This is a genomic window from Streptomyces sp. NPDC050988 (assembly GCF_044456225.1).
Classification (GTDB): domain Bacteria; phylum Actinomycetota; class Actinomycetes; order Streptomycetales; family Streptomycetaceae; genus Streptomyces.
On sequence record NZ_JBITFQ010000002.1, the window covers coordinates 111,926 to 134,669 of the forward strand.

The 22,744-nt window shown below is 69.1% G+C and carries 24 protein-coding genes and 2 pseudogenes; 15 read left to right on the forward strand and 11 right to left on the reverse strand.

Annotated elements, in window-relative coordinates; all coding sequences use genetic code 11:
- The first annotated feature begins 13 nt into the window (after positions 1–13).
- From ACIBEI_RS05260 to ACIBEI_RS05270, 3 genes are all read left to right on the forward strand, one after another.
- Entirely contained in the window at positions 14–1,555 is a 1,542-nt protein-coding gene (locus ACIBEI_RS05260; protein WP_398885284.1) for a hypothetical protein, read from the forward strand.
- A 328-nt stretch (positions 1,556–1,883) separates the two neighbouring features.
- A complete protein-coding gene (locus tag ACIBEI_RS05265; RefSeq protein ID WP_398886289.1) occupies positions 1,884–2,537 on the forward strand; it encodes a transposase family protein in 654 nt (217 codons plus the stop codon).
- Between the two features lie 31 nt (positions 2,538–2,568).
- On the forward strand, positions 2,569–3,237 hold the full coding sequence (locus ACIBEI_RS05270) for a Type 1 glutamine amidotransferase-like domain-containing protein (protein WP_398885286.1): 669 nt from the start codon (positions 2,569–2,571) through the stop codon (positions 3,235–3,237).
- A 191-nt stretch (positions 3,238–3,428) separates the two neighbouring features.
- Here the strand turns inward: ACIBEI_RS05270 and ACIBEI_RS05275 are convergent, their stop codons facing one another.
- Entirely contained in the window at positions 3,429–3,821 is a 393-nt protein-coding gene (locus ACIBEI_RS05275) for a hypothetical protein (RefSeq protein WP_398885288.1), read from the reverse strand.
- A gap of 25 nt (positions 3,822–3,846) precedes the next feature.
- Positions 3,847–4,619: pseudogene (locus ACIBEI_RS05280) on the reverse strand (IS5 family transposase); the annotation flags it as partial.
- 225 nt (positions 4,620–4,844) lie between these two features.
- Between ACIBEI_RS05280 and ACIBEI_RS05285 the strand changes: the two are divergent.
- The 5 genes and pseudogenes from ACIBEI_RS05285 (at position 4,845) to ACIBEI_RS05305 (ending at position 9,000) form a co-directional block, all read left to right on the forward strand.
- Positions 4,845–5,855 (forward strand): aldo/keto reductase, encoded by a 1,011-nt coding sequence (locus tag ACIBEI_RS05285; RefSeq protein ID WP_398885290.1) that lies wholly within the window; start codon positions 4,845–4,847, stop codon positions 5,853–5,855.
- 161 nt (positions 5,856–6,016) lie between these two features.
- A pseudogene (locus ACIBEI_RS05290) lies at positions 6,017–6,800 on the forward strand (transposase); the annotation flags it as partial.
- A gap of 117 nt (positions 6,801–6,917) precedes the next feature.
- The gene (locus ACIBEI_RS05295; RefSeq protein WP_398886291.1) at positions 6,918–7,976 is read left to right on the forward strand and encodes a TerC family protein; all 1,059 of its coding nucleotides are present in this window, start codon (positions 6,918–6,920) and stop codon (positions 7,974–7,976) included.
- Between the two features lie 56 nt (positions 7,977–8,032).
- Positions 8,033–8,236 carry a hypothetical protein gene (locus ACIBEI_RS05300; RefSeq protein WP_398885292.1) on the forward strand — a complete coding sequence of 68 codons (204 nt, stop codon included), beginning with the start codon at positions 8,033–8,035 and terminating at the stop codon, positions 8,234–8,236.
- A gap of 422 nt (positions 8,237–8,658) precedes the next feature.
- The gene (locus ACIBEI_RS05305; protein ID WP_398885294.1) at positions 8,659–9,000 is read left to right on the forward strand and encodes an STAS domain-containing protein; all 342 of its coding nucleotides are present in this window, start codon (positions 8,659–8,661) and stop codon (positions 8,998–9,000) included.
- Between the two features lie 285 nt (positions 9,001–9,285).
- Here ACIBEI_RS05305 and ACIBEI_RS05310 read toward each other — a convergent pair whose 3' ends face one another.
- Positions 9,286–9,648 (reverse strand): MarR family winged helix-turn-helix transcriptional regulator, encoded by a 363-nt coding sequence (locus ACIBEI_RS05310; RefSeq protein ID WP_398885296.1) that lies wholly within the window; start codon positions 9,646–9,648, stop codon positions 9,286–9,288.
- A gap of 111 nt (positions 9,649–9,759) precedes the next feature.
- Between ACIBEI_RS05310 and ACIBEI_RS05315 the strand changes: the two genes are divergently transcribed.
- Positions 9,760–10,395, forward strand: a complete 636-nt coding sequence (locus tag ACIBEI_RS05315) for a three-helix bundle dimerization domain-containing protein (protein ID WP_398885297.1) — start codon at positions 9,760–9,762, stop codon at positions 10,393–10,395.
- Here ACIBEI_RS05315 and ACIBEI_RS05320 read toward each other — a convergent pair.
- Together ACIBEI_RS05320 and ACIBEI_RS05325 are read right to left on the reverse strand one after the other, a co-directional pair.
- Complete coding sequence (locus ACIBEI_RS05320) at positions 10,302–10,571, reverse strand: hypothetical protein (protein WP_398886354.1); 270 nt, start codon at positions 10,569–10,571, stop codon at positions 10,302–10,304. The two genes, ACIBEI_RS05315 and ACIBEI_RS05320, sit on opposite strands and share 94 nt — an antisense overlap.
- A 167-nt stretch (positions 10,572–10,738) precedes the next feature.
- Positions 10,739–11,665 carry a universal stress protein gene (locus ACIBEI_RS05325; protein ID WP_398885299.1) on the reverse strand — a complete coding sequence of 309 codons (927 nt, stop codon included), beginning with the start codon at positions 11,663–11,665 and terminating at the stop codon, positions 10,739–10,741.
- Positions 11,666–12,275: 610 nt separating this feature from the next.
- Between ACIBEI_RS05325 and ACIBEI_RS05330 the strand changes: the two genes are divergently transcribed.
- Complete coding sequence (locus tag ACIBEI_RS05330) at positions 12,276–12,467, forward strand: DUF6381 family protein (protein ID WP_398885301.1); 192 nt, start codon at positions 12,276–12,278, stop codon at positions 12,465–12,467.
- A gap of 236 nt (positions 12,468–12,703) precedes the next feature.
- Here the strand turns inward: ACIBEI_RS05330 and ACIBEI_RS05335 are convergent, their stop codons facing one another.
- The 3 genes from ACIBEI_RS05335 to ACIBEI_RS05345 form a co-directional block, all read right to left on the reverse strand.
- Positions 12,704–13,162, reverse strand: coding sequence for a helix-turn-helix domain-containing protein (locus tag ACIBEI_RS05335; RefSeq protein ID WP_398885303.1), 459 nt, complete (start codon positions 13,160–13,162; stop codon positions 12,704–12,706).
- A gap of 155 nt (positions 13,163–13,317) precedes the next feature.
- On the reverse strand, positions 13,318–13,887 hold the full coding sequence (locus ACIBEI_RS05340) for a dihydrofolate reductase family protein (RefSeq protein ID WP_398885305.1): 570 nt from the start codon (positions 13,885–13,887) through the stop codon (positions 13,318–13,320).
- Between the two features lie 248 nt (positions 13,888–14,135).
- The gene (locus tag ACIBEI_RS05345; protein WP_398885306.1) at positions 14,136–14,846 is read right to left on the reverse strand and encodes a hypothetical protein; all 711 of its coding nucleotides are present in this window, start codon (positions 14,844–14,846) and stop codon (positions 14,136–14,138) included.
- A gap of 504 nt (positions 14,847–15,350) precedes the next feature.
- Here ACIBEI_RS05345 and ACIBEI_RS05350 point away from each other — a divergent pair.
- Positions 15,351–17,024: a VanW family protein gene (locus ACIBEI_RS05350; protein WP_398885308.1), complete on the forward strand. Its 1,674-nt coding sequence runs from the start codon at positions 15,351–15,353 to the stop codon at positions 17,022–17,024.
- Positions 17,025–17,057: 33 nt separating this feature from the next.
- Here ACIBEI_RS05350 and ACIBEI_RS05355 read toward each other — a convergent pair whose 3' ends face one another.
- The 3 genes from ACIBEI_RS05355 to ACIBEI_RS05365 form a co-directional block, all read right to left on the reverse strand.
- A complete protein-coding gene (locus tag ACIBEI_RS05355) occupies positions 17,058–17,192 on the reverse strand; it encodes a hypothetical protein (protein WP_398885310.1) in 135 nt (44 codons plus the stop codon).
- A gap of 214 nt (positions 17,193–17,406) precedes the next feature.
- Positions 17,407–17,589, reverse strand: a complete 183-nt coding sequence (locus tag ACIBEI_RS05360) for a hypothetical protein (RefSeq protein ID WP_398885312.1) — start codon at positions 17,587–17,589, stop codon at positions 17,407–17,409.
- Between the two features lie 427 nt (positions 17,590–18,016).
- Positions 18,017–18,253 (reverse strand): hypothetical protein, encoded by a 237-nt coding sequence (locus tag ACIBEI_RS05365; protein ID WP_362070583.1) that lies wholly within the window; start codon positions 18,251–18,253, stop codon positions 18,017–18,019.
- Between the two features lie 179 nt (positions 18,254–18,432).
- Here ACIBEI_RS05365 and ACIBEI_RS05370 point away from each other — a divergent pair, with 179 nt between their 5' ends.
- From ACIBEI_RS05370 to ACIBEI_RS05385, 4 genes are all read left to right on the forward strand, one after another.
- Positions 18,433–18,918: a DUF5709 domain-containing protein gene (locus ACIBEI_RS05370; protein ID WP_398885315.1), complete on the forward strand. Its 486-nt coding sequence runs from the start codon at positions 18,433–18,435 to the stop codon at positions 18,916–18,918.
- Positions 18,919–18,979: 61 nt separating this feature from the next.
- Positions 18,980–19,540 (forward strand): (2Fe-2S)-binding protein, encoded by a 561-nt coding sequence (locus ACIBEI_RS05375; RefSeq protein ID WP_398885317.1) that lies wholly within the window; start codon positions 18,980–18,982, stop codon positions 19,538–19,540.
- Entirely contained in the window at positions 19,537–20,529 is a 993-nt protein-coding gene (locus ACIBEI_RS05380; protein ID WP_398885319.1) for an FAD binding domain-containing protein, read from the forward strand. The genes ACIBEI_RS05375 and ACIBEI_RS05380 overlap by 4 nt, the downstream gene beginning before the upstream one ends.
- A 35-nt stretch (positions 20,530–20,564) precedes the next feature.
- A complete protein-coding gene (locus tag ACIBEI_RS05385) occupies positions 20,565–22,661 on the forward strand; it encodes a xanthine dehydrogenase family protein molybdopterin-binding subunit (protein ID WP_398885321.1) in 2,097 nt (698 codons plus the stop codon).
- The last annotated feature ends 83 nt before the right edge of the window (positions 22,662–22,744 follow it).

Below are 22,744 nucleotides of genomic sequence, written 5' to 3' on the forward strand. Positions count from 1 at the left end.
ACAGGATGACGCAGTGTCCGATTCTCTGCACGAACGTTGGCTGCGCGGCATCGTCTTCAATCCGGCAGCGCCCTCCGACGTGCTGGTACGCCTGCTGGATCCAGCGGCCGGTGACGCCGGCCTGCTGATGTGCGAGGGCCGTGACCTGCCCGACGCCGTCATCGACGCTGCCCTGCGCCATCCGACCGGAGTCATCCGCCGCGCGCTCGCCCGCAACCGGTACGTCGCCCCGGCGCGGCTCGCCCCCTTGGCGTCGTACCCGTCGGGGATCGTCCGCTGGTGGCTCGCCTCCGGCCCCCGTCACTACCCTCGACGGGTCCGACCGCTGCCGGACGACATCCTCGTGGCCCTCCTGATGGCCGAGGACGGGGGCCAGGACGGCAAGGTCACCGCGAAGGAGATCATCGGGCAGCTCGATTCGTCCCGGCAGATACCGCTGTCCTTCTTCCGCTCCATCGTCGGCCACGAGCACCCCGAACTCCGGAGAGTCGCCACGTGGAGGTGGGAGTCCCTCACGCCGACGCAGCGGGCGGCGCTGCTCGACGATCCGGACCCCGGGGTCCGTGAAACGGCGCAGGACAGGAACTGGGCGCTGGACCCGGAACGGGTGGAGGCCAGACTGCCGTCCTTCGGCTCGCGCAACGGATTCGTGTTCGGCACGTGTGCTCTGTCCCCCGCGCTCGTCGAGCAGTGTTTCGCGGACGGCACGGTGCTCCCCATGGCCCGGAACCCACACATCCCGGCCTACGCCCTCGCCCGGCTCGCGCGCCACCCCGACGCGGAGGTCCGCGCGTCGATCGCCGCCCGGCCCGACGTGGGACCGGACCTGGTGGCGGAGTTGAGGTTGGACCCGGTCGAGTACGTGCGGACGTGCGCGCGCGTCCACCCCTTCCCCCGTACCTGGGCGGAGTACAGGGCGATCGACCAGGTCATCGGGCACGGTCCTGACTGCACCTGTCCGATCGGCGAGCCGTTCACCGAGTCGAATATCGACCCGGCCGTCGGGCCGTCACCCGACTGGTTCGCCTCCTGCGCGGTGTCCGAGGAAGCGGTGCTCCGCCGGGTTGCGGCAAGTTGGCCGGGACTGTCGGCGGAACTCGCCGAGACGCTCGCGCAGGACGACGACGAGGAGGTGAGGATCCGGCTGGCCTGCCACCACCCGCTGGCTCCGCCGCACCTCCTCCTGGATGTCTTCGTCACCCGTCCGGCCCACCGTCCGCACCTGCTGGACCTGCCCGCGTTCCCCCGTACCGGCCGGGCTCACCTCATCGACTACCCGGATCCCGAGGTACGGGCCCTGGCCGCAGCCGATCCCGCCTTGCCCGACCCCCCGGTGAAGGACCCCGACGCGTCAGTGCGGCAGGCAGCGGCCGCCAACCCGAGCCTGTCACCGGAAGCCCTGGAGCCCCTCCTCGCCGACCCCCGTACCGCCGAGGGCGCTGCGTCCAACCCGGCACTGCCCGTTCCGCGCATGCACGCACTCCTCGACCACTGCCTGAACGGCACCGCCACCGTGCCGACGGCCGTCCGGCGCCCAGAGACGACCCCCACGTAGCGATCACAGGCATGGCAGCCTCCGTGGACCCTCGACTGGCGTCGACACACCAGGCAAGCGTTTCCAACTCTCTTCAACATCCCGGACACCAGCAAACAAGCGACCGCTCCTGCAACTCGTCCACAAACGTTCTCCCTTCTCTGGTTCTGGTCCACTCCTTGGGCTCTGTCGCTGATTTGGGGGTAGGTGACGATCAAGGACGGGTGGGCATCACCTTGGCGTGGGGGATGTGGTTCGCCTCGCTGACCTCCTTTTTTAGAGGGTCGGAGTCGAGGTAGAAGAGGTTGTAGTTGGGGACGCTGAGGTCCGTCTTGCCGTGCGGTCCACGGTGGAGTCGGCCTCCTGTCCGGGGTGTGGATGGAGATCCTCGCGTGTGCACTACTACTACCAGCGGTCTCTGGCGGACCGTCCCGTTGCCGACCGACAGGTGCGACTCGATCTGCGGGCACGCCGTCTCGTGTGCGGCAACGACAGTTGTGGGCGCCGGACGTTCGCCGAGCAGATTCCGGACCAGACGCGTCGACACGCACGCCGCACGAATGCCCTCACCTCCCAGCTCACAGACATCGCCCTGTTTCTGGGCGGACGTGCCGGCACCAGTTCGTACCGACGCCTGGCCGTCACTATCGGCAAGGACACCCTGCTCCGCCTCCTTCGCGCACTGCCCGTGGTGAGGGTTGTCTGCCGAGACCGTGCCGGCTCCTTCCCTGACGGCGCCCACGCCGGTGCACCACAAGCCAGGCAAGTCGCCGATGCCTGGCACCTGCTGCACAGCCTCGCCGAGGCCGTCGAACGCGTCGTCGGGCGACACCGCGCCGACCTGCGAGAACCTCTAACCGTCCAGGCCGGCCAGGACGACGTCCGCCCTACCACTCTGGGCGAACTGGACGTGCACGGACGGTCTCCGGTCGGCGGGCTCGGGCGTACTGGGCTGAACACCGTGAGCGAGCGCAAGCCCTGCAAGAGCGGCCGTCGCAGGTAGTCTGGCCCCGCCAATGACACCGGGAGGCAGTGTGAGGCTTCTTCTTACTTCCGCCGGCATCAAGAACACGAGCATCCACGACGCGCTGGTCGACCTACTGGGCAAACCGATCGCCGACTCCAACGCCCTCTGCATCCCCACCGCGGGGTACGGGCACCCTCAGGGCAGTCCTGCTGGGGCATGGCGTTTCATCACCGGTCAGTCCTCCACACCCATGTGTGAGCTGGGTTGGAAGTCCTTGGGAGTGCTGGAGCTCACCGCGCTGCCCAGCATCGACGAAGAACGCTGGGTCCCCTGGGTCCGAGAGACAGACGTCCTGTTGGTGAACGGCGGCGACGCCCTGTACCTGTGCCACTGGATGCGGCAGTCCGGGCTGGCGGATCTCCTGCCGTCGCTGCGCGAGACCGTCTGGGTGGGGCTGAGCGCCGGGAGCATGGTGATGACCCCCCGTATCGGGGAGAACTTCGTCGAGTGGAAGCCACCCACCGGTGGCGACAGCACGCTGGGCATCGTCGACTTCTCGATCTTCCCGCACCTGGATCACGAGCTCCTGCCGGAGAACACCATGGCCGACGCCGAGAGATGGGCGGCCGAGATCCCGGGTCCGGCGTACGCGATCGACGACGAGACCGCCATCACGGTGACCGACGGCACCATCGACGTCGTCTCCGAGGGGCACTGGAAGCTGTTCTCCTCCTAGCCGCCAGCAAAAGCGATCAGCAAGCGCCCGCTCATGCCGCACTCAGGGCGAACGAGGGCACAAGACGAACAGCTCGATCGAGGGGCTGAGGAATGGCTGGCATGCCCACTGCCAGGGTGTGGTGCGTGAGTTGATGTCTGTTTCGCTCCTTCGGGAGGGGCAAGCGGTCTGGCCGCGGCGCCGCCAGGCGGCTACAGCCGCGCCTGGGCGAACACGCTTTGCTCGCTCTCGACCCGGATTCCGCGCTCGGTCAGCTGCTTGAGTTCGAGGCGGGTGTTGTTGATGTTGTTGGACGCGATCTCCAGGTCCATCGCCTCGCACATCTGCCGCGCCCGCAGCGGCCCGTCGGACGCGGCGAACACCGCCACGATCTGCTGGTAGGCCGGATGGTCCGGCAGCTTCGGGACCGGTGCTGCGGGCGGCTGCGGATCGGGCAGATCCAGCAGCGTCTTGCGGGTGATCCGCACCTCCTCGGCGGCTTCGCCTAGTTCGTCCAGCCGTCCGGTCAGCTGCGCGATCTGCTCCCTCGTCGTCTCGGCCTGCGCAGCGATCTCGCGTTCCCGCTCTTCCAGCCGGGCCAGCACCGCCCGAGGGTCAGCTCCCCGGCGGTCATGTGCTGCGCCAGCCCGCAGCGGTGGCCCCGGTCGGCCGGCGCAGTATCACCGCGGTCATCGCCCAGTACACCCTCGACTCCGAACTGCGCGGCAGGTGCTCGTAGTCGCGGACCAGTCGGCGGTGCAGCATCAAGGTCCCGTAGGCACGCTCCACGATCCACCGCTTGGGGATCGGCACGAACCCGGTCTGCGCCGGGTTACGCTCGCCGATCTCCACCTCGATGCCGACTTGCCCCCGTGCGCAACGACGGCGTTCTTGAAGCCCTGGCCGGCCAGGGCCTTCTGCACGGTGTCGGCTGCGACCTTGTCCAGCAGCGCGATGCCGGCGGCGTTGTCGTGCACGGACGCGGCGAGCACCACCACCGCGATCACCAGGGCCAACACGTCAACGGCCAAGCCGCGCTTGCGGCCCGGCACTCTTTTGCCGCATCACGCCCCGTCGAGTGTGCGGACGCCCCGGCCGCCGCGTGCACGCTCTGGGTGTCGAGCACCACCAGGCTCGAGTCCGCCTTCCGCCGCGCCTTCTCCCGCACCTGCCGGCGCAGCAGGTCGTGGATGGTCTGGTCAGTGCCGTCGCGCGCCACTTGGTGAAGTGGTACGTCACCGCGCCGCGCGGTGGCAGGTCGTGCGGAAGCAGGTCCCACTGGCAGCCGGTGCGGCCCTGGCGGACGAGCGCGTTGACGATCTCCCCCACTCCCCCATTTCGTACCGGCCCTGGTGGCCGCTGACCGAGGGATGTGCGGCCTTCCACGCCGCGATCACCGGCTCCCCGCCCCAGGTTGCAGAACAAGCCGGAACAGCGGCGGCCGTGGCGTACGACGTGCACCCGTGTGCGTACCCTCCCACCACAACTCCGCTGAACTGAGGTCACTTAGGGATTCCGCGGGTAGGGGCGCGGTCGCGAGCGCTGCTATACCGCCGCCCGGACCAGCGGAGCATGCCCCACGCCTTCGAGTTTGCGTTGGGGCGCACTCCAACTCCTAGTTTCGGCGCATGCGATACATCAAACTCGGCTCGACCGGACTGGAAGTCTCCGCCATCGCCCTCGGCTGCATGAGCTTCGGCGAGCCGGACCGGGGCGGTGAGCCCTGGTCGCTGGACGCGGACGCCAGCCGGGACATCATCAAGCAGGCCCTCGAGGGCGGCGTCAACTTCCTCGACACGGCCAATGGGTACAGCGCCGGAAGCAGCGAGGAGATCGTCGGCCAGGCGGTCAAGGACTTCACCCGGCGCGAGGAGGTCGTTCTCTCCACCAAGGTCTGGATGCGGATGCGCCCCGGCCCGAACGGCGCCGGGCTGTCCCGCAAGGCGATCTTCACCGAGCTCGACGCCTCCCTGAAGCGACTGGGGACCGACTACATCGACCTGTACCAGATCCACCGCTGGGACTACGACACCCCGATCGAGGAAACCCTCGAGGCGCTGCACGACGCGGTCAAGTCCGGGAAGGTCCGCTACATCGGAGCCTCTTCCATGTACGCCTGGCAGTTCGCCAAGGCCCTGTACCTGGCCGATCTGAACGGCTGGACCCGGTTCGTGTCGATGCAGGACCACTACAACCTCATCCACCGAGAAGCAGAGCGGGAGATGCTCCCGCTCTGCACCGACCAGGGCATCGGCGTGATCCCGTGGAGCCCGCTGGCGCGGGGCAGGCTGACGCGGGTCCGGGACACCGCCACGGCGCGTGCCGAGACCGACGAGGGCGGCAAGATCCTCTACCGTGACGGGGACCAGACAGTGGCCGAGCGCGTCCACGAGATCGCGGGCAAGCGGGGTCTGTCCCCGGCCCAGGTCGCCCTGGCCTGGGTCATGCGCAACCCGGCGGTGACCTCGCCCATCGTCGGGGTCACCAAGCCGGCCCAGCTGGCCGACGCACTCGCCGCGGTGGACGTCGAACTCGACGAAGACGAGGCCGCCTACCTGGAGGAGCCCTACCAGCCGCACGAGGTCGCCTACCTGGAGGAGTCCTTCTACAAGTCGCGCCCTGCGGCGGGCTCCCGGTAGTCCGGGCCACCGCCGGGCCTTCGACGAGTCCTTGGCCCCGGCCTTCACAGCCCTGTGGTGGGCCCGGCGGTACTTTCGGGCGGTCGCGCGCAACTGCATGATCCGCGCGCTGCCCGCCGGCGCGGTGAGCAGGATGCCCGCCACCGCGGCCAGCAGCAGGGCCACCACATCTCGAGACACATCCGTGGGGCTGCCACAACCCACGGATCCCGGACCGGATCGTGTTCGACAAGCTCGTCGCGAAACTCCTCTTCGGCGGCTCGTACGACAAGCACGCCGATCAATCGTGCTCGGCAACCACGATGAGAACCCGACGCAACGAGTGGATCGCGGCCGGTGTCTTCGCAGGGCTGGAGCAGATCGTGCTGGGGGCCTACGACCGTGTGTCGTGGCCCTGGATCTGGCCGACATCACCGTCGACGGGCAGATCACCAAATCGCCCTGCGGTGGCGAGGTCGCCGGGAAATCACCGATTGACCGAGGAAAACTCGGGATCAAGTGGTCGCGGATGACCGACGGACGCGGGATCCCGCTGGGCTGTGTCGTGACCGGCGCGAACCGGCACGACTCCCCGTTGCTGCGCCCGACGCCAGAGAAGCTCGGGCGTTTCGAGCTCGCGTTGCCTGAGCAGATCACGGTGCACGGTTGACGCGGGCTACGACTCCACGGTCACCCGCAAACTGCTGACCGATCTCGGCTGCGAGTGGCCGATCCAGCCCAAGGGCGCTGTGATCCCGATCAACCACACTCGCAGCTGGGTCGTCGAGCGCACCAACTCCTGGTACAGCCTCGGCTTCAACTTCACCCTGTCCTGCACGGAACGTCGAGCGGGCGTCATCAACGCACCGCTCGCGTTTGATGACCGCGATCATCGTGATCCGACGCCTCATCCGCGAAGCCTGGACCAGCCAACGCTGGGACACACGGCCGGCCCGCCGACCATGACGCCTTGTCCTCTACCCGCGGAATCTCTTGCGTGGGGTGCGGGCGACAAGCCGGAACTCCTGGGTCAGACTTTTTCAAAAGGCAGGTTTTCACCCCGTCCGCATGAGGGGGTCTCTCGTGCTCGATGTGCCGTTGTGGCTGTGGGCGGCCTTCGCCGTCACCGTGGTCGTGTCGCTGGCCGTGGACCTGCTGGCGCACCGGGAGGCGCACGTCATCGGGTTCAAGGAAGCCGCCGCCTGGAGCGGAGTGTGGGTCGGTCTCGCCCTAGTCTTCGGGGCGGTCGTCTTCCTCGTGCTGGGCGCGACGCCGGGGGTGGAATACACCACCGCATGGCTGCTGGAGAAGAGCCTGTCGGTGGACAACCTGTTCGTCTTCGCACTGATCTTCGCCTACTTCAGGGTGCCGCGCGCCTACCAGCACCGCGTCCTGTTCTTCGGCGTCATGGGCGCACTCGTGTTCCGAGGCATCTTCCTTGCCGCCGGAGTGGCCGTGGTCAGCCGGTTCACCGCAGTCCTGTTCGCCTTCGCCGCCATCCTCTTCTACAGCACCTACAAGATCCTCAAAGAGGAGGAGGACAGCTTCGACCCGGGCAAGAGCATCGCCGTGCGGCTACTGCGCAAGGTCATGCCCGTTCGGGACGAGTACGCCGGGATGAAGTTCTTCGTCAAGGAAGCCGGCAAAAGGGTCGCCACCCCGCTGCTCGCGGTGGTCGCCGCGATCGAGGCCGCGGACCTGGTCTTCGCCGTGGACAGCGTGCCCGCCGTCCTCGCGGTCAGCGACGACGCCTTCATCGTCTACACCAGCAACGCGTTCGCCATCCTCGGCCTGCGTGCCCTGTACTTCCTGCTCGCCGGGCTGCTGGACCGGTTCCACTACCTCAGCAAGGGCCTCGCGCTGATCCTGTCCTTCATCGGCGTGAAGCTGATCCTCCAGGCATCCCACAAAATGTTCAGCAGCAGCATCCCGGAGATCCCGTCACCCATCAGCCTGGCGGTCATCGTCGCGGTCCTGGCGGTATCCGTTGCACTGAGTATTCGGCGCCCCCGGCCGGTCACCCCGGACCTGACCGCCCCGGGCGCACGGGACGAGAACGGTGTCGCGCCGGGTTCGGCCGATGAGCAGTCTCCGGCGCCGAAGACGCGGGACACAGGCGATCCGCCGCCGCAGCACAGTTGACCTGCATCCCTGCAATATCTCTCCTAAATTATGGCAAAGTACCTTAAACTTGAGGTATGCACAGCGACGAGCGTGCGACGGCACAGCAGGCCGGACATGTATGCCCCGCCTGCCACCATCCCGTGAGCGCGGAGATCACGCGGCACAAGACCATGGGAGTCTTCGTTCCCCTCTGGAAGCCGGGCCCCTGCCACAACCCGAACTGCCCCAAGCGCGTACAAGGACAGCGGAACCCCAAGAGCAGCGGGGCCACGACATAAAGTCCCATAAAGTCCCGGACGGTCGCGTCCGCCCGGGACTCGGCGCTGAGCCGGGACCATGAGGCCAAGTGGCCTTTGCGGCACTCGGGCTGCGCGGCGCTTCTGTGCAGCAGTCCAGGAATTGCTCCTACGGGCCCAGGCGGCCGAGGGCGGGTAGACGTCATCCCAGCCCGTGGCGTGCGCCCACCGCGCCGCTGGTGTTCCGGGACCCGGGACGTGATCCGCCGGATGAACCGTCGCAGCTGTGAGGGCCGTTGACGAACCGCGGTTGGCCGAGCTGCACACCCAGCTCGAGCAAACCGATCACCTCACATCCGAACCCTCCGCGCGGACGGGAGGTGTCTGCCAGCCTGCAATACCGCCTGCCGGTGGGAGAATTGAGGCACGCGCGTCGCACGCGGCGGATCGGTGAGGAGGTCGCCATGACAGCCGAACCCAGCCCCACGGCCGCACCGCACCCGCTCCCCTTGGTGGTGACGGCTGAAGGACAGCGCGCCACCCTGACCTTCAGCGGCGCTCTGGAGGCACGCATGGTCCGCGAGCTGGAGGAACGGCTTGCCGACCCGCAGCTGCGCCAGACTCGCGAATGGCTGCTGGAGATGAGCGCTCTCACCCGGCTGGACCTGGCCTGCGCCTACGCTCTGCTCCGGGCGGCCACCACGTTCCCGGAGCCCGTCACGCTTCATGTCCGCGGGGCCCGGCGTGCCGTACAGCGCACTCTGCGCGACGCCGGCGTCGATGCGGTCGCGACCATCGACGAGTGACGAAGCGGCGAGCCACGCGACGCGCCGACGGCGACGTTCTGCTCCGCACGACGGCGGTGGAAGGGTACGAGCACGGTCGTCGCCGGCGCAGGGCCTGCCCTCGGGAAGGGCGGAGCCGGACCGTACGGGCAAGGCGGGATCTGGACCGCTTCTTGATTCTGACAACGCAGAAGGAGCCGGATACCGCACGTCCGGGGCGTTGCCGGCCGGGGTGACCTGCGGCCCGTCGACGGCACGCCGCTGTCAGCGCAGACTGCGGGAGCCCACTGCCGTCCGCAGCCCGGGTCAGCCCGTGGTCGCCGCACTGTCGGCAGGTTCGCCCGGGCGTTCGGCGAGCTGGAAGAGCGCGGGCAGCGCGCCCGCGATGGCCTCACGCGACTCGTCGTCGAGAGCGGCGAGCGCGGCGTCCATGCGGCGTTCGTGGGCGGCGGTCCATGCGACGAACTGTTCGTGTCCGGTGGCGGTGGGCGTGACGACGGAGACCCTGCGGTCGGCCGGGTCGATCCCGCGGGCGACCGGCCCCGCAGTGATCATCTGGCCGATTAGGCCGCTGACCGTGCTGGCCGCAAGGCGCCGTCGCGCGGCGAGTTCGCTGATGCGGGCGGGCGCGTGCTCGTCGAGCACCTGTAGGAACTCGACCTGGGCCATGGGCAGGGTCTCCCTCCAGGTGCTGTCGCGGTCCTCGTCCGGGAAAACAGACAGCCCTACCAGGCCCCACCAGGGGGAGCCACGTTGATCGAACTGGACTAGAACGCCTCCATGCGGCATGTCACCGAACACCTCAAGACCTCGTACAGCGACTGCCGCACACCCGACGAGGTCGAGGCCGCGATCTCCACCGCCTATGCCTCCTTCGACACCACGCCGATTCGGACCTACGTACCGGTTCTCACGGAACGCAAGGCCCGCCGCATCCTGCGCGAGCACGCCATCTGGTCCGTCTCAAGGCCAAGGCGGAAAACCACCCTGCGACGTACTGGGCCCCCTCGGCAGCGCGCTGATGGTGCGCGAGACCGTCGGCTCAGACGCAGCCCGCCCGAAGACCGACGGCACGGCGCCCCAGCAGGCCACACATCCGCGCGGCGGTCCCCGCCCAAGACGAGCGCGAGCGCCAGATGGATCAACACCTTGGCGGGTCGTGAACCGCGAGCGACTTGCACCGCCACGCACCCAACGGCTTGCTCAATCACCCGGCGCACCTCGTGGCCCCCGACCGATTCGGCAACCAAGACCCCGCCGACGTTGCCGACCGCGCCCAACAGCACGGACATCGCTTTTCACGCGCGGGGAGAACCCGCCGCTCATGCGCACCTGAGAAGTGCTCCCGTTCCATGCATTCCGGCGAAGAACCCGACCAGCCGACGCCCCCGGGCCCGCCGGTCGCCACCCGCGTAGGAGACGGCGTCCAGCGGATCCCGTGCCTGGTGAGAGGTGGCCACCACCCGCGGATACACCGAGTCCGCCGGCTTGGGGAACCGCCCTGGGATCTTCTGCAACGGATGACTGCCCAGCTCGCCCCGCACCACGGCGTAGTGCAGCGCGTGCACCAGCACCTCGCGCGTACGGCGCATCGTCTCCACCGCCGCCTCGCCCCGTCGAGCCTTCGGGGCAGCGACTCCAGCACATCCCGCGCCAGGACCGGATCGTGCGGGTCGACCGACGGCCGGGACGCCTTCGCCGCCCCCTGCAAAACCGGACGACAGGCGCGCCTGGTGACGGCCGCAGTCAGTCGACCATGTCACTGCTGTTGGGAAACCACCGCCACCGGGCAGTCGGAGTGGTGCAGCACCGTGTGTCCCACCAGGCCGAGCTGCGGTCCGAGGTGGCCGCGAGGCCGACGGGCGCCGATGACCAGGAGATCGCCCGCCGAGGACCGGGTCACCAGCGCATGGCGTGCGGAGCCCTCGACAAGCGTTCGGTGCACGATCACGCCGGGGTACTCCTGGGCGACGCCGTCCAATGCCTCGTCGAGCAGGGCCGCGGCGTCGTCCTCCTCGGCGTGGGCGGGCTCCCCGGCCGGCGGCGGATGCGGCGCGGTCCGGTGTGCCGGGCGACGCCAGGCCCGTACGGCCTCGATCTCGCACGCGCGTACCGCGGCCTCCCGGAAGGCGTATCGGACCGTTGCTGGCGCTGTGGCGCCGGTTCCGACGCCCAGGACGATTCGTCCGATGGCGGATTGTCTGTTCTGCGCCCGGCCGCGTACGACGACGACCGGGCAGGGAGCACGGGCGGCGAGGGAGAGACTGACCGAGCCCAGCAGGAGTTCCCTGATCGGGCCCCTGCCTCGTACACCGGTCACGACGGCACTGGCGCGCAGTGCCTCACGCAGCAGGGCCGACACGGGATCCTCGGGTACCACGCCCGTGCTGATCTCCAGCGTCGGGGCGCGCAGCCCGGCGCGTAGGGCCGCTCCCGCCACGACGCTCTCGGCGAGATCGTGTCCGGTCACCGCATCGGAGACGACATCGGGTGTGTCCGCCAGGGCCGCACCCTCGTACCGCTCCCAGAGGGAGGCGTGGACGACCCGCAGCGGCACCCCGTGGCGGATTGCCTCGTCCACGGCCCAGTCGACGGCATGGAGGCTGGGCTCCGAGCCATCGACACCCACGACCATCGGCAGCACCATGGTTCCCACCGCCTTCAACGCTCCGGGATGTTCTCTCATTCTCCCTCCGTGGGCCGGCACGTGCCGTCCACCATCCGGCAGGGGTAGCGGTCGGGAAGGTCTTCGGCCGGTGTGCGTACACGGGCCGGGGGTCGAGCGCCCGGTACACGTGACGGCGTGGCGGTCACCGGGCGGACCGTTCCTCACGGGCGGCCGGAGCCGCGCAGCGCAGGACGACGGAACCAACCGGCCTCCGTGAGAAGTGGGACGAATCGTGACCTCCTGGGGGGGGCGCGTTGTCCGATGGCACGTGCAGTTGTCCCGTTGGTCGACAGCGGGACCCGTGCGGATTGGCGGCCCCGGTTCCTGCCCAGCGTCGGGGCCGTCGCCGACACCCGGAAAGCCGGGCGCGCGGCGCCCTCCGCCCAGCCCGTGGGCGGCACGGTACCGGCCCGCAAGCCAGGTTCCCGGCAGCGGTCGAAGTCGAGACCGTGCACACGGAAGCCTGCAGGGCCAGCGACGGCTGCGGGCGCAGCCCGCAAGGTTCTCGCGCCCTCATGGGCCCGGCAGGGTTGTGCAGATGACGGTGGGTGAGCGTTCGAGATGCGCGGGTGCGGAGTCGCTGTTTCGCTGGTGGGGCCCGCTCTTCCCCGTCACCCAAGGAGTGAACATGAGCGTTGCAGACGAGTCCGGTGGCCGTGCCCAGCAGATGCGCCAGAAGGCGCGGGAGATGGAACAGGCCGCGGAGCGTGCTACCGACCCGGATGAGCGTCAGCGGCTGAAGGACAAGGCTCGCCGGCTCACGGAGCAGAGCGAGCAGCAAGGCGGCACGCGTAGCGGGGACACCGACCCCATGGTGTGACAGCCCCTCGCGTCTGCACCGGCCGGTGGCCACGCCCGCGCCCCTCCGACAACGCGAGGCCACCGGCCGGTCATCTCTGTCTGCGCTACAGCCCGCAGGAGTCGGTCTGGCTCAACGAAACAGCCCCTGAAACACAGCCGAAGAGACTTCTGGCCGCCCGGGCCGAAGACCTGGTCCGGGGCCGCGCGTTGATACGTATGCACCTGATTTCTGATCCTGGAGCTTCGCCCGTCTCCTTAGGGCCAGTTCCCTCCCGCGGTGATATGGCAGTTGCGGGGCGGATACGGCGGCCGCAGGAGGGGTCGGCTCCCCGCTCTCCTCCTCCATCGGCGCCCGGGTCCTGCCCTGGGTCCGGGTCCGCGCCGCGGCCGGGCTCCCGGCGGCGTCCGCCAGGGCCCAGAGCCGATGCAATCGGCGCAGCTCCTCCGGTGACGCCCCCACGCCTTGGCGAACCGGTACACCGACCCGTAGTCCTGCGGGACATACGAGCCCGAGCAGTACCGGTGCAGACTGGAGCTACTGATGTCGGTCTGCCGGGCCAGCACCCCGTAGCTCAGGCCCGCCCGTTGCATGAGCATCCGCAGACACGCTGCGAACGCGTCGAACGGCCACAGGCTGCGATGCCATGGCCGACTCCCCTGGTCTCCATCACCGTGCCGCGCCCGTGCGCCGTCCCACTGTGGATCTAGTGCCACGTCAGGCAACGTTTGCCCTGTCCGCTACCGGCACCTTGGGGCGATGTCACCCGTCGACATGTCCGCCGTTCGGGGGCACGGCCAGCGCGGGGCAATGCGACCCCGAGCCGTCGTTCCGTCGCGAGGGAGCAGCCAACGCCCCGGGACAAATCATGTCAAGCCGTAACTTGTGTGGGCCGGTATCGCATGGCCACCGCCCCCGACCGGAACTCATGGCGGTCCACGAGTTCGAGCTGGATGCGCTCGCGCAGACCGGCGAGCAACGTCGGCCCGTGTCCGGCAAGGACCGGCTGAACAAGGAACTCGTACTCGTCGATCAGTCCCAGATCCGCCAACGCCAGGGGGAGCGTCACGCCACCCACCCACAGGCTTTCGCCTGACTCCTGCTTGAGCCGCTCAACCGCTTGCCCCAAGTCTCCTCGCACCAGATCGGCATTCCAGTCGACCCCGCTCAGCGTGCTCGACACGACGTACTTCTTCGCCCGGTCGATGGTCTCGGCGAACGGGATCTGCCACTCGCCCATCCAGTCAGGCCATGCGCCCGTGGCCGGCTTCCGCCACGCCGACTCCATCATCTCGTAGGTCACACGGCCGAATAGCAGGGCATCGGCTCGCTCCATCTCAGCGGTCCAGTAGCGCATCGACTCCTCGTCCGGGGGGAGCCCTGCCTCGTGATGGCAACAGCCGTCGAGCGTGACGTTGATCGAGTATCGAAGTGGTCTCATCTCGTTGCTCTCCCTTGATGCGTGCAGCGCGTTTTCACCGGACCGTACTTAGACGACTGTCGGCGCCATTTCTCATCGGCACCCCGATCCCACCTACTTTGACGCCGTCGTGATGCGAACTTCAACGTCGTCCCGTTGCGAACCAGACCGTCAGACCGAACGCGCGACCGATTCGGCGCTCGGGGCGGGCAGCTTCGCAACGGGACGGGGCCCACAAGGCTCGACTTCGATGCACGGTACCGCGACACCTACCGTCGGCTCAGGGTCAACGACGAACGTCGCAAACGTTGCCTGACGTGGCACTCGTGATCCTCGACTATGACCCAGCGTGACGGGCGGATCGCAGGTTCGATAGGCGCCGAAGTGAGCCAACCTCGCGGCTTCGGTGACAGCATCGCATTGCACATGTCGAGGAAGTCGTGAAGATGTTCGTTATGGCTGGCGAGCCTGGGGTGAATCTCTCTCCAGGTATTTTGGGTCAGCTGGCCGCCAATCCACTGCCCCTCCTCGCGAAAGCATTGGAATCGTGACTCCAGCCACTCATAGGCCAATTCGGAAATGCCATAGGTGAATTCGGCCTTTCTCCACACATGCGGCGCGCCCACGACAGCCACCGCGCCAAGCGCCTGGAGCGCCTGGAGGTTGAGCCTTTTGAGGTCTTCTTTCTGCTGGCAGTACGTCTGCCATTGCGCGCGACGCGTGCGTGGGTCTGGTGCCGGTTCGTGAGGATCTCTGCCGATCTTGAACAGCAGGTCCATGTACTCGTTCAAGGCGGCTTGACGGGCAATGAACACCTGGCTGCAGGTGTAGAAGGCCTCCCTGCGGGCTTGCGCCGCCTGCGCGTCGAACTGCGCTCGGCCATTCAACCGGGTGGCTCGGATCGTACCCAGCGTGGCCACCCCGGCACCGATGACCGTCCCCGCCAACCCGACTACCGCAATGAGAAGTTCGCTCTGCATGGACTGATGCTGGGGCGTGCACCACATCGGTTGCGATCCGGCTCGCCGAGCCGTCCAGTGAGATCATGTGCGCAGGGCGACTCTCCACCCTGCGCTCGCAGCCAACTCCCGAGGGACCTGCCCCCACACAGAAGGGGCCCGGCCGACTGCCAGACGGCGCCGGGGAAAGGCGAAACGAGCGTGGTGACTCCGATCAGCGCGGACAGCTTCCTGTCCGCGCTGAATCACGCGGGCTACGGTGTCGTCCAGCTGACCGCAGGGGTGCGACGGTGCTCGACGCGCTGGTTCCGTGAGTTCTCCCCAGCCGGTTGCGCTTGGCGACTGCCCTGGAAGGCCCGACGTGATCTGGGACATACCCATTCACCGCCCAGCTGTGGGTAGCTTGATGTGTTTGCTTGCTCCGCACACAGCGTTGCGTTATCGGGCGCACCGACCTGTCAACCGTCCAGGAGATCCATGCGGCCCCGCATACCCTCCATTCCGCGAATAGCCTCCGTTCCAGCCATGGCCCTGGCAGGCGGGGCGCTGGCCATCGGTGTCGGCGGTCTGTATCTCGCCGGGCTGCTGCTCACGGGCGGGGAGATCGAAGCGGGTACGACGGTGCGTGGTGTGGACATCGGGGGCCTGAGCCACGCGGAGGCCACGCGGAGGCTGGAGAAGTCCCTGGCGGAGGCCGGCCGGCAGGGGCTGGCTGTGCAGGTCGGCGACCGCAGGGGCGCGGTCGAACCGCGGCGGGCCGGACTCACCTTCGACGCTGAACAGACCGTTGACCGGGCGGCGCGCACTGGAGCCGATCCGTTCAGCGTGATCGGCGGGTTCTTCCGCTCGGGCGGTGACATCGAGCCGGTCGTACACGTCGACGAGGACACGGCCCGCGCCGCCCTCGGGAAGCTGGCGAAGAGCCTCGACCAGAAGGTCCGGGACGGCGCCGTCACCTTCGCCGGCGGCCAGGTCAGGGAAGTCACCCCGCGCCGCGGATACGCCCTGGACGTGGACACCGCGGTCGGCACCCTGCGTACCGCCTTCCTGCGTGGCACAGCCGATTCGGTCACGGCGGCCTTGCCCACCCGCGAAACCAAGCCGAAGGTCGCGGCGGCAGAGGTGCGGCGGGCGGTACGGGAGTTCGCGCAGCCGGCCATGTCGGCGCCCGTCACGCTCACCGTGGGCGGCAAGCGGTTCACGATCAACCAGACCGTGCTGGGCGAGTACCTGACGATGCGGCCGGACGGCACCGGCAGGCTGACGCCGAAGCTCGACGGCAAGGGCCTGCGTGCCGCCCCCGCGGTGGCCCGTCCCCTGTCCGGCATCTCTGGCACGGCCGAAAACGCCAGACTGCGGCTCGACGGCGACAAGGTCGTGGTGACGGACGACGGCAAGCCCGGTGTAGAGGTCACCGACAAGGCGCTGGGCAGGGCTGTGCTGCCACTGCTCACGAAGTCGGGCGCCGCCCGCACCGGCGAGGTGGCCACGCGGCAGATCCAGCCGGAGGTGACCCGCGAGACCGCCGCGCAGCTGGGGCTGAAGGAGAAGATGTCCTCCTTCACCGTCAACTTCGAACCGGCCGCGTACCGCACGAAGAACGTCGGCCGGGCCGTGGAACTCATCAACGGCTCCGTCGTCATGCCGGACGAGACCTGGAGCTTCAACCGGACCGTCGGCGAACGCACCGAGGCCAACGGCTTCGTCGAGGGCATCATCATCCTCAACGACCGGTTCACCAAGGCGTCCGGCGGCGGTGTCTCCGCCGTGGCCACGACCGTCTTCAACGCGATGTTCTTCGCGGGAGTCAAGCCCGTCGAGTACGGCGCTCACTCCTTCTACATCGAGCGCTACCCGGAGGGCCGCGAGGCCACCGTCGCCTGGGGCAGCCTCGATCTCAGGTTCACCAACGACTCCGGCAACGCCATGTACATCCAGGCCGAGTCCACCGGCACATCCGTGACCGTCACCTTCCTCGGTACCAAGAAGTACGACGAGATCACGTCGGTCAAGGGGCCACGCACCGAGATGAAGCAGCCGGCGAAGAGGGTGAGCACCGACAAGGAGTGCGTGCCGCAGACCCCGCTCGAGGGCTTCGATGTCACCGTGGAGCGGGTCTTCTCCAACGACGGCGGGGAAGTGAAGCGGGAACCGTTCCGCACCCACTACACCACGCGCGACGAGATCATCTGCGAATGACCCCGTGATGTGGCCCGTCAACCCAGGCACGGGCTAGCCGGCCACGCACAGCGCCACCACAACAGGCACGGTGACGCAGACGACGACCGGCACGGTGAACAGACGGGTGTGCGGTGGATCGTCCTGGAGTTCGTCGGCGAGCAGCCGGTCGTACATGAGAGAGCCCACCGGGCCGAGCACAGCGACCACCAGGGCGACATCGACGCGGGACGGACGGACGGACGGTCGTACTCCTGGGCGAGCAGCAGTATCGCCAGACACGCCACCGACGTACCGAGGTGCTGAGCGGCGACACCGCGCCCCGGTGGCCCGGTCGTCACACCCCACACGACCGGCACGAAACCTGCGACGAGGAGCACCGAGGCGGTAGCGAGCCACACGTTCACCGGTCGGTCACCGCCCGGCGCGCGGCCACCGCCAACACTGCCACCAAAAGGGCGCGGGCCGCCCCGGCGAGCACTTCCAGCGCGTCGACCGTGCTGATGAGCACGAGCCACAGGGCCGACAGCGAGAACCACCGCACGAGCAGTTCCGCGATCAGGGCTGCCGTCCGTTTTCCCGTCATGCGCCAGGGGCGGGGCGGTCCGCGCCCGCCGGGTGGTCGGTGAGGGTCAAGGCGGCCTCCTCATGGTCGCCGTGCACGGGTCGCGGTACTCAGACCGCGGGTAGCCGGCCAGGGCATCCGGCAATCCCCGGACACGGGGAAACAAGCGCACAGCAAACCAGTCGGCGATGGAGAGCCGGGGGGGAAGCCATGTCCACGCTCCAGGCCAGGCAAGAAGGGACCTGTCTGGCCCTGCACGGCGAGAAGTGGCCGGGCCGGCCCCGCCTGGCCCAAGGCCACTGACGGCTCTCACTGTCCGGTGGACCGTGAGCGGCTGTGCACACCGGGCATCGTCGTCGCCGTCCGGGCTACCCGCTCACGGACCAAGCCCTGGGCCAAGGAGGGCGCGCACTGCGAGCGCTCGTGCCGATGCCCTCCCGCGAGTCGCTCAGCTGTCGGCCAGCCGCGAGCGCAGTAGCCGCTTGCCGATTTCGGCGCCCTTGCGGCTGTCCGCCTGGGCCTTGCGGAAAAGATCCACGGCCTCGGTGTCCTTGTCGCGCTCCGCATCCGCGATGTACGCCTCCAGGCGCAGCGCGTTGCTGAGACATGCCTCCACGTACCAGATCAGGTTGTAGTCCTTGTCCGGCGTGCCTGTGACGCCACCGGTCTCCGTGCTGCTGGTCATATGAGCCTCCTCGGTGTTCGCGGGCTCTCGCCCGTCGGGGCGGCCGGGTACCCGTCCCGCCCCCGCACACACCCCGGCCCCGGCCCCGCACACCTCCCCGGCGTGCCGGAAAGTGTGGACGGGGTCAGCCTGGATACGTGGACTCAAGCACCTGGATCCATCCGAAAGGTATGTGCGCCATGGGAAGCCAGAACGACGACGCCATGGGTGACGAGGTCTACCAGCCCCAAGGCACCGACGACCGTGAGGACGAGGGCGTCCTGGATCCGGAGGACACGCTCAGCGACCGGGGCAGCGACCCCTACGAGGAAGGCTGGTCACCCCCCGAGCGTCCGCTCGCCGCCGAGCACCAGGGCACCACCGGTCGTGAGCAGCACGAGGGCGAGAGCCTGGACCAGAGGCTGGCCGAGGAGCGTACGGATCCGGCACTGGAGGAGCCCGGTGCGGACGACGACATGGGGGATCTCGCGGGAGGGCAGGGCGAGCCGCTGGACGCAGAGGTGGGTGTGGACCGGGCGGGCCGTCTCGTGGCTCCGGACGAAGGCGCGCACGAGGATGCCGAGAAGGACATGATCGCCGAAGACGTGGGCATCGACGGCGGCGCGGCCTCTGCGGAAGAGGCCGCCGTCCACCGGGTCCCCGACGAGGACGACATATTGCCGTAGCTCTCGTGCTCCCCCTTTCCGAACGCCTCGCCCCAACGGCCTTTACGTACGGGAGGTCTTCATGGATTCCGACGTCGCGCGCGGCACCTCCGCCTCACCCGACAGCCACCACTCGGACATCACTCTGCGGGTGAACGGCAAACCGCACACGCTCACCGTCGACCACCGTTCCGTTCTTCTAGACGTACTACGCGAGGACCTCGACCTCACCGGCGCCAAGAAGGGCTGTGACCACGGCCAGTGCGGCGCATGCACGGTCCTGGTCGACGGCCGCCGTGCCAACAGCTGCCTGCTGCCCGCCGTCGCCCTCGACGGCGGCGACATCACGACCGTCGAAGGACTCTCGGGGGACGGCGAGGAACTCCATCCGCTCCAGCGCGCCTTCCTGGACCGCGACGCCTTTCAGTGCGGCTACTGCACCCCAGGGCAGATCTGCAGCGCCCTGGGCGCGATCGCCGAGGCGGCGGCCGGCCATCCCTCCCACGTCACCGACCACGCTGTCCCCTCCGGGCAGCCCGTACCGCTGGGCGGGGACGAGATCCGCGAGCGGCTCAGCGGCAACCTCTGCCGTTGCGGCGCCTACCCGCACATCGTCGAAGCCGTCCAGGACGTGATCTCGTGAAGCCCTTCGGATACATACGCGCGGGCAGCGCCGAGGAGGCGGCCGACGCGTACGCCTCGCATCCTGGCGCGCGGTATCTGGGCGGCGGCACCAATCTCGTCGATCTGATGAAGCTCGGCGTGGAAGAGCCGGCCACGCTCGTCGACGTGAGCCGGCTGCCCCTGGACTCGGTGGAGGTGCTGCCCGACGGCGGGCTGCGGATCGGGGCCACCGTCCGCAACAGCGACCTCGCGGCCCATCCTCTGGTCCGTGACCGCTACCCGGTGCTCTCGCAGGCGCTGCTCGCGGGCGCCTCCGGGCAGCTGCGCAACATCGCCACCACGGGCGGCAACCTTCTCCAGCGCACCCGCTGCCCTTATTTCCAGGACACCGGCAAACCCTGCAACAAGCGCGAGCCGGGCAGCGGCTGCGGCGCCCGGGACGGCGTCCATCGCGACCACGCGGTGCTCGGGCATTCCCCGCAGTGCATCGCCACGCATCCCTCCGACATGGCCGTCGCCCTGTCCGCCCTCGATGCACGCGTCGAGTTGTACGGGACCGACGGCGAACGCTCCGTCCCCGTCGCCGAGTTTCATCGGCTGCCCGGTGACCGCCCTGAGCGGGACACCGAGATCCGCCCCGGTGAACTCATCACCGCGGTCGTCCTGCCGGCCGCCGCGGCCGGGCTGCCGTCCCTCTACCGCAAGGCCCGCGACCGCGCCTCGTACGCCTTCGCCCTCGCCTCCGTCGCCGCGGTGCTGCACACCGGCGACGGCGTCGTCCAGCACGCCGGGATCGCTTTCGGCGCGCTGGCCCACCGGCCCTGGCGCGCCCGACGCGCGGAGGGAGCCCTGCTGGGCGCAGCGCCCACGGCCGACGCCTTCGAGCGTGCCGTCGACCTCGAACTCGCCGCCGCCCAGCCCCTGCGCGACAACGCCTACAAGGTGCGTCTGGCCCGCAACCTCGCCCTCGACGTCCTCACCCGGCTGGCGCCGCCGGCCAACACCTGACAGGGCCTCGCGACCGGCACCCCCAGGAGGACCCCATGGCCGACACCGATACCGCGCTGGGCGCGCCCGCCGAGCGCCGGGAGGGCCGTGACAAGGTCACCGGCCTGGCCCGTTATGCCGCCGAACACACTGTCCCCGGCCGGGTGCACGCATGGCCCGTGGCTGCCGCCGTCGCCCGTGGTTCGGTCCGCGCGATCGACACCAGCGAGGCCCTGCGGCTCCCCGAGGTCCTGACCGTGCTCACCCACGAGAAAGCTCCCCGGCTCGCCGACCCCGACGACCCCACACTCGCCGTCCTGCAGAACTCCCGGGTACCGCACCGCGGTTGGCCGGTCGCCCTGGTCGTCGGCGAGACGCTGGAAGCGGCCCGGTCCGGTGCCGCGGCGGTGCGTGTCGAGTACACCGCACAGGACCATGACGTGACTCTCACCGAGAACCATCCGGGAGCGTACGTCCCCGAGGAGGCCAACGGCGGCTACCCGGCACAGCGGGAACAGGGCGGCCCCGAGGGCGCGTTCACGTCCGCCGCGGTCCGCCTCGACACCGACTATCGGGTGCCGCCCCTGCACAACCACCCCATGGAGCCGCACGCGGCCACCGCCCACTGGGACGACGGACGGCTCGTCGTGCACGACTCCAGCCAGGGCACCACGGTCGTACGAGCCACACTCGCCGCGCTGTTCCGGCTTCCCGAGGACCGGGTCACCGTCATGTCCGAGCATGTCGGCGGCGGCTTCGGGTCCAAGGGGACCCCACGCCCCCACGTGGTGCTCGCCGCGATGGCGGCACGGCAGACCGGACGCCCTGTCACCGTGGCCCTCCCCCGCCGGCTCCTGCCCGCCCTCGTCGGCCATCGCGCGCCCACCCTGCACCGTCTCCGCCTCGGCGCCACCGAACAGGGCTCCCTCACCTCGCTCCGGCACGAGGTCACCACCCACACATCCCGCATCAAGGAGTTCGTCGAACAGGCAGCTGTGCCCGCCCGCATCATGTACGCCGCGCCGAACAGCCGCACCAGCCACCGCGTCGTACCGCTGGACGTTCCCAGCCCTTCCTGGATGCGCGCGCCCGGCGAGGCACCGGGCATGTACGCCCTGGAGTCGGCCATGGACGAACTCGCCGTGGCACTCAGGATGGACCCGGTCGAGCTGCGCATCGCGAACGAGCCGGACACCGAACCGGACAGCGGCAAACCGTTCAGCAGCCGGCATCTCGTCGAGTGTCTGCGTGAAGGTGCCCGACTCTTCGACTGGCCGCACCGCGATCCCAGTCCGCGCGCTCGCTCCGCGGGTCCCCTGCTGGTGGGGACGGGGGTGGCGGCCGCGATGTATCCGGTATTGATCCAGCCTTCCACCGCGACCGCCGAAGCCCGGCCGGACGGAAGCTTCATCGTCCGGGTCAACGCGACCGACATCGGCACCGGTGCCCGCACGGTCCTCGCACAGGTCGCCGCCGACGCCCTCGGCGTCCCGCTGGAACGGGTCCGTACCGAGATCGGGAACAGTGACCTGCCGTCGGCGTCACTGGCCGGCGGTTCCTCGGGCACCGCCTCGTGGGGCTGGGCGGTCCACGAGGCCTGCACACGGTTGAGCGCGGTTCTCGCGGAACACACGGGGCCCCTGCCGGAGCCGGGCCTCACCGCGAACGCCGACACTCAAGGCAGCGCGGACGCCGACAGCGGCTACTCGCGGCACGCCTTCGGCGCCCATTTCGCTGAGGTCACCGTCGACACGGTCACCGGGGAGGTCCGGGTCAGCCGCCTGCTGGGCGTGTATGCAGCAGGGCACATTCTCAACACCCGTACCGCCCGCTCCCAGTTCATCGGCGGCATGACGATGGGCCTGGGCATGGCCCTGACCGAGGGCAGCACCATGGACGCCGCGTTCGGTGACTTCACCGAGGCGGACCTGGCCGCCTACCACGTGCCCGCCCACGCCGACGTACCCGCCGTCGAGGCCCACTGGATCGACGAGGACGATCCCCATCTCAACCCGATGGGCAGCAAGGGCATTGGCGAGATCGGGATCGTCGGTACGGCGGCCGCCATCGGCAACGCCGTCCACCACGCCACCGGTGTCCGGTACCGCGAACTTCCCCTGACGCCGGACCGTGTGCTGGCCGGCCTGCCGTAGTTCCGTTCGGGCAACATGCCCAGCGGATCGGTCACGATCCTGTCCTGTCCTGTCCTGTCCTGTCCTGTCCGGTCCTTGTCAGC

Coding starts and splice junctions, on each gene's coding strand:
- ACIBEI_RS05285 (WP_398885290.1), top strand. CDS start 4,845: ATGCGATACATCAAACTCGGCTCGACCGGACTGGAAGTCTCCGCCATC.
- ACIBEI_RS05300 (WP_398885292.1), top strand. CDS start 8,033: ATGCACAGCGACGAGCGTGCGACGGCACAGCAGGCCGGACATGTATGC.
- ACIBEI_RS05305 (WP_398885294.1), top strand. CDS start 8,659: ATGACAGCCGAACCCAGCCCCACGGCCGCACCGCACCCGCTCCCCTTG.
- ACIBEI_RS05310 (WP_398885296.1), bottom strand. CDS start 9,648: ATGGCCCAGGTCGAGTTCCTACAGGTGCTCGACGAGCACGCGCCCGCC.
- ACIBEI_RS05315 (WP_398885297.1), top strand. CDS start 9,760: ATGCGGCATGTCACCGAACACCTCAAGACCTCGTACAGCGACTGCCGC.
- ACIBEI_RS05320 (WP_398886354.1), bottom strand. CDS start 10,571: ATGCGCCGTACGCGCGAGGTGCTGGTGCACGCGCTGCACTACGCCGTG.
- ACIBEI_RS05325 (WP_398885299.1), bottom strand. CDS start 11,665: ATGAGAGAACATCCCGGAGCGTTGAAGGCGGTGGGAACCATGGTGCTG.
- ACIBEI_RS05330 (WP_398885301.1), top strand. CDS start 12,276: ATGAGCGTTGCAGACGAGTCCGGTGGCCGTGCCCAGCAGATGCGCCAG.
- ACIBEI_RS05340 (WP_398885305.1), bottom strand. CDS start 13,887: ATGAGACCACTTCGATACTCGATCAACGTCACGCTCGACGGCTGTTGC.
- ACIBEI_RS05345 (WP_398885306.1), bottom strand. CDS start 14,846: ATGCAGAGCGAACTTCTCATTGCGGTAGTCGGGTTGGCGGGGACGGTC.
- ACIBEI_RS05350 (WP_398885308.1), top strand. CDS start 15,351: ATGGCCCTGGCAGGCGGGGCGCTGGCCATCGGTGTCGGCGGTCTGTAT.
- ACIBEI_RS05360 (WP_398885312.1), bottom strand. CDS start 17,589: ATGACGGGAAAACGGACGGCAGCCCTGATCGCGGAACTGCTCGTGCGG.
- ACIBEI_RS05365 (WP_362070583.1), bottom strand. CDS start 18,253: ATGACCAGCAGCACGGAGACCGGTGGCGTCACAGGCACGCCGGACAAG.
- ACIBEI_RS05370 (WP_398885315.1), top strand. CDS start 18,433: ATGGGAAGCCAGAACGACGACGCCATGGGTGACGAGGTCTACCAGCCC.
- ACIBEI_RS05375 (WP_398885317.1), top strand. CDS start 18,980: ATGGATTCCGACGTCGCGCGCGGCACCTCCGCCTCACCCGACAGCCAC.
- ACIBEI_RS05385 (WP_398885321.1), top strand. CDS start 20,565: ATGGCCGACACCGATACCGCGCTGGGCGCGCCCGCCGAGCGCCGGGAG.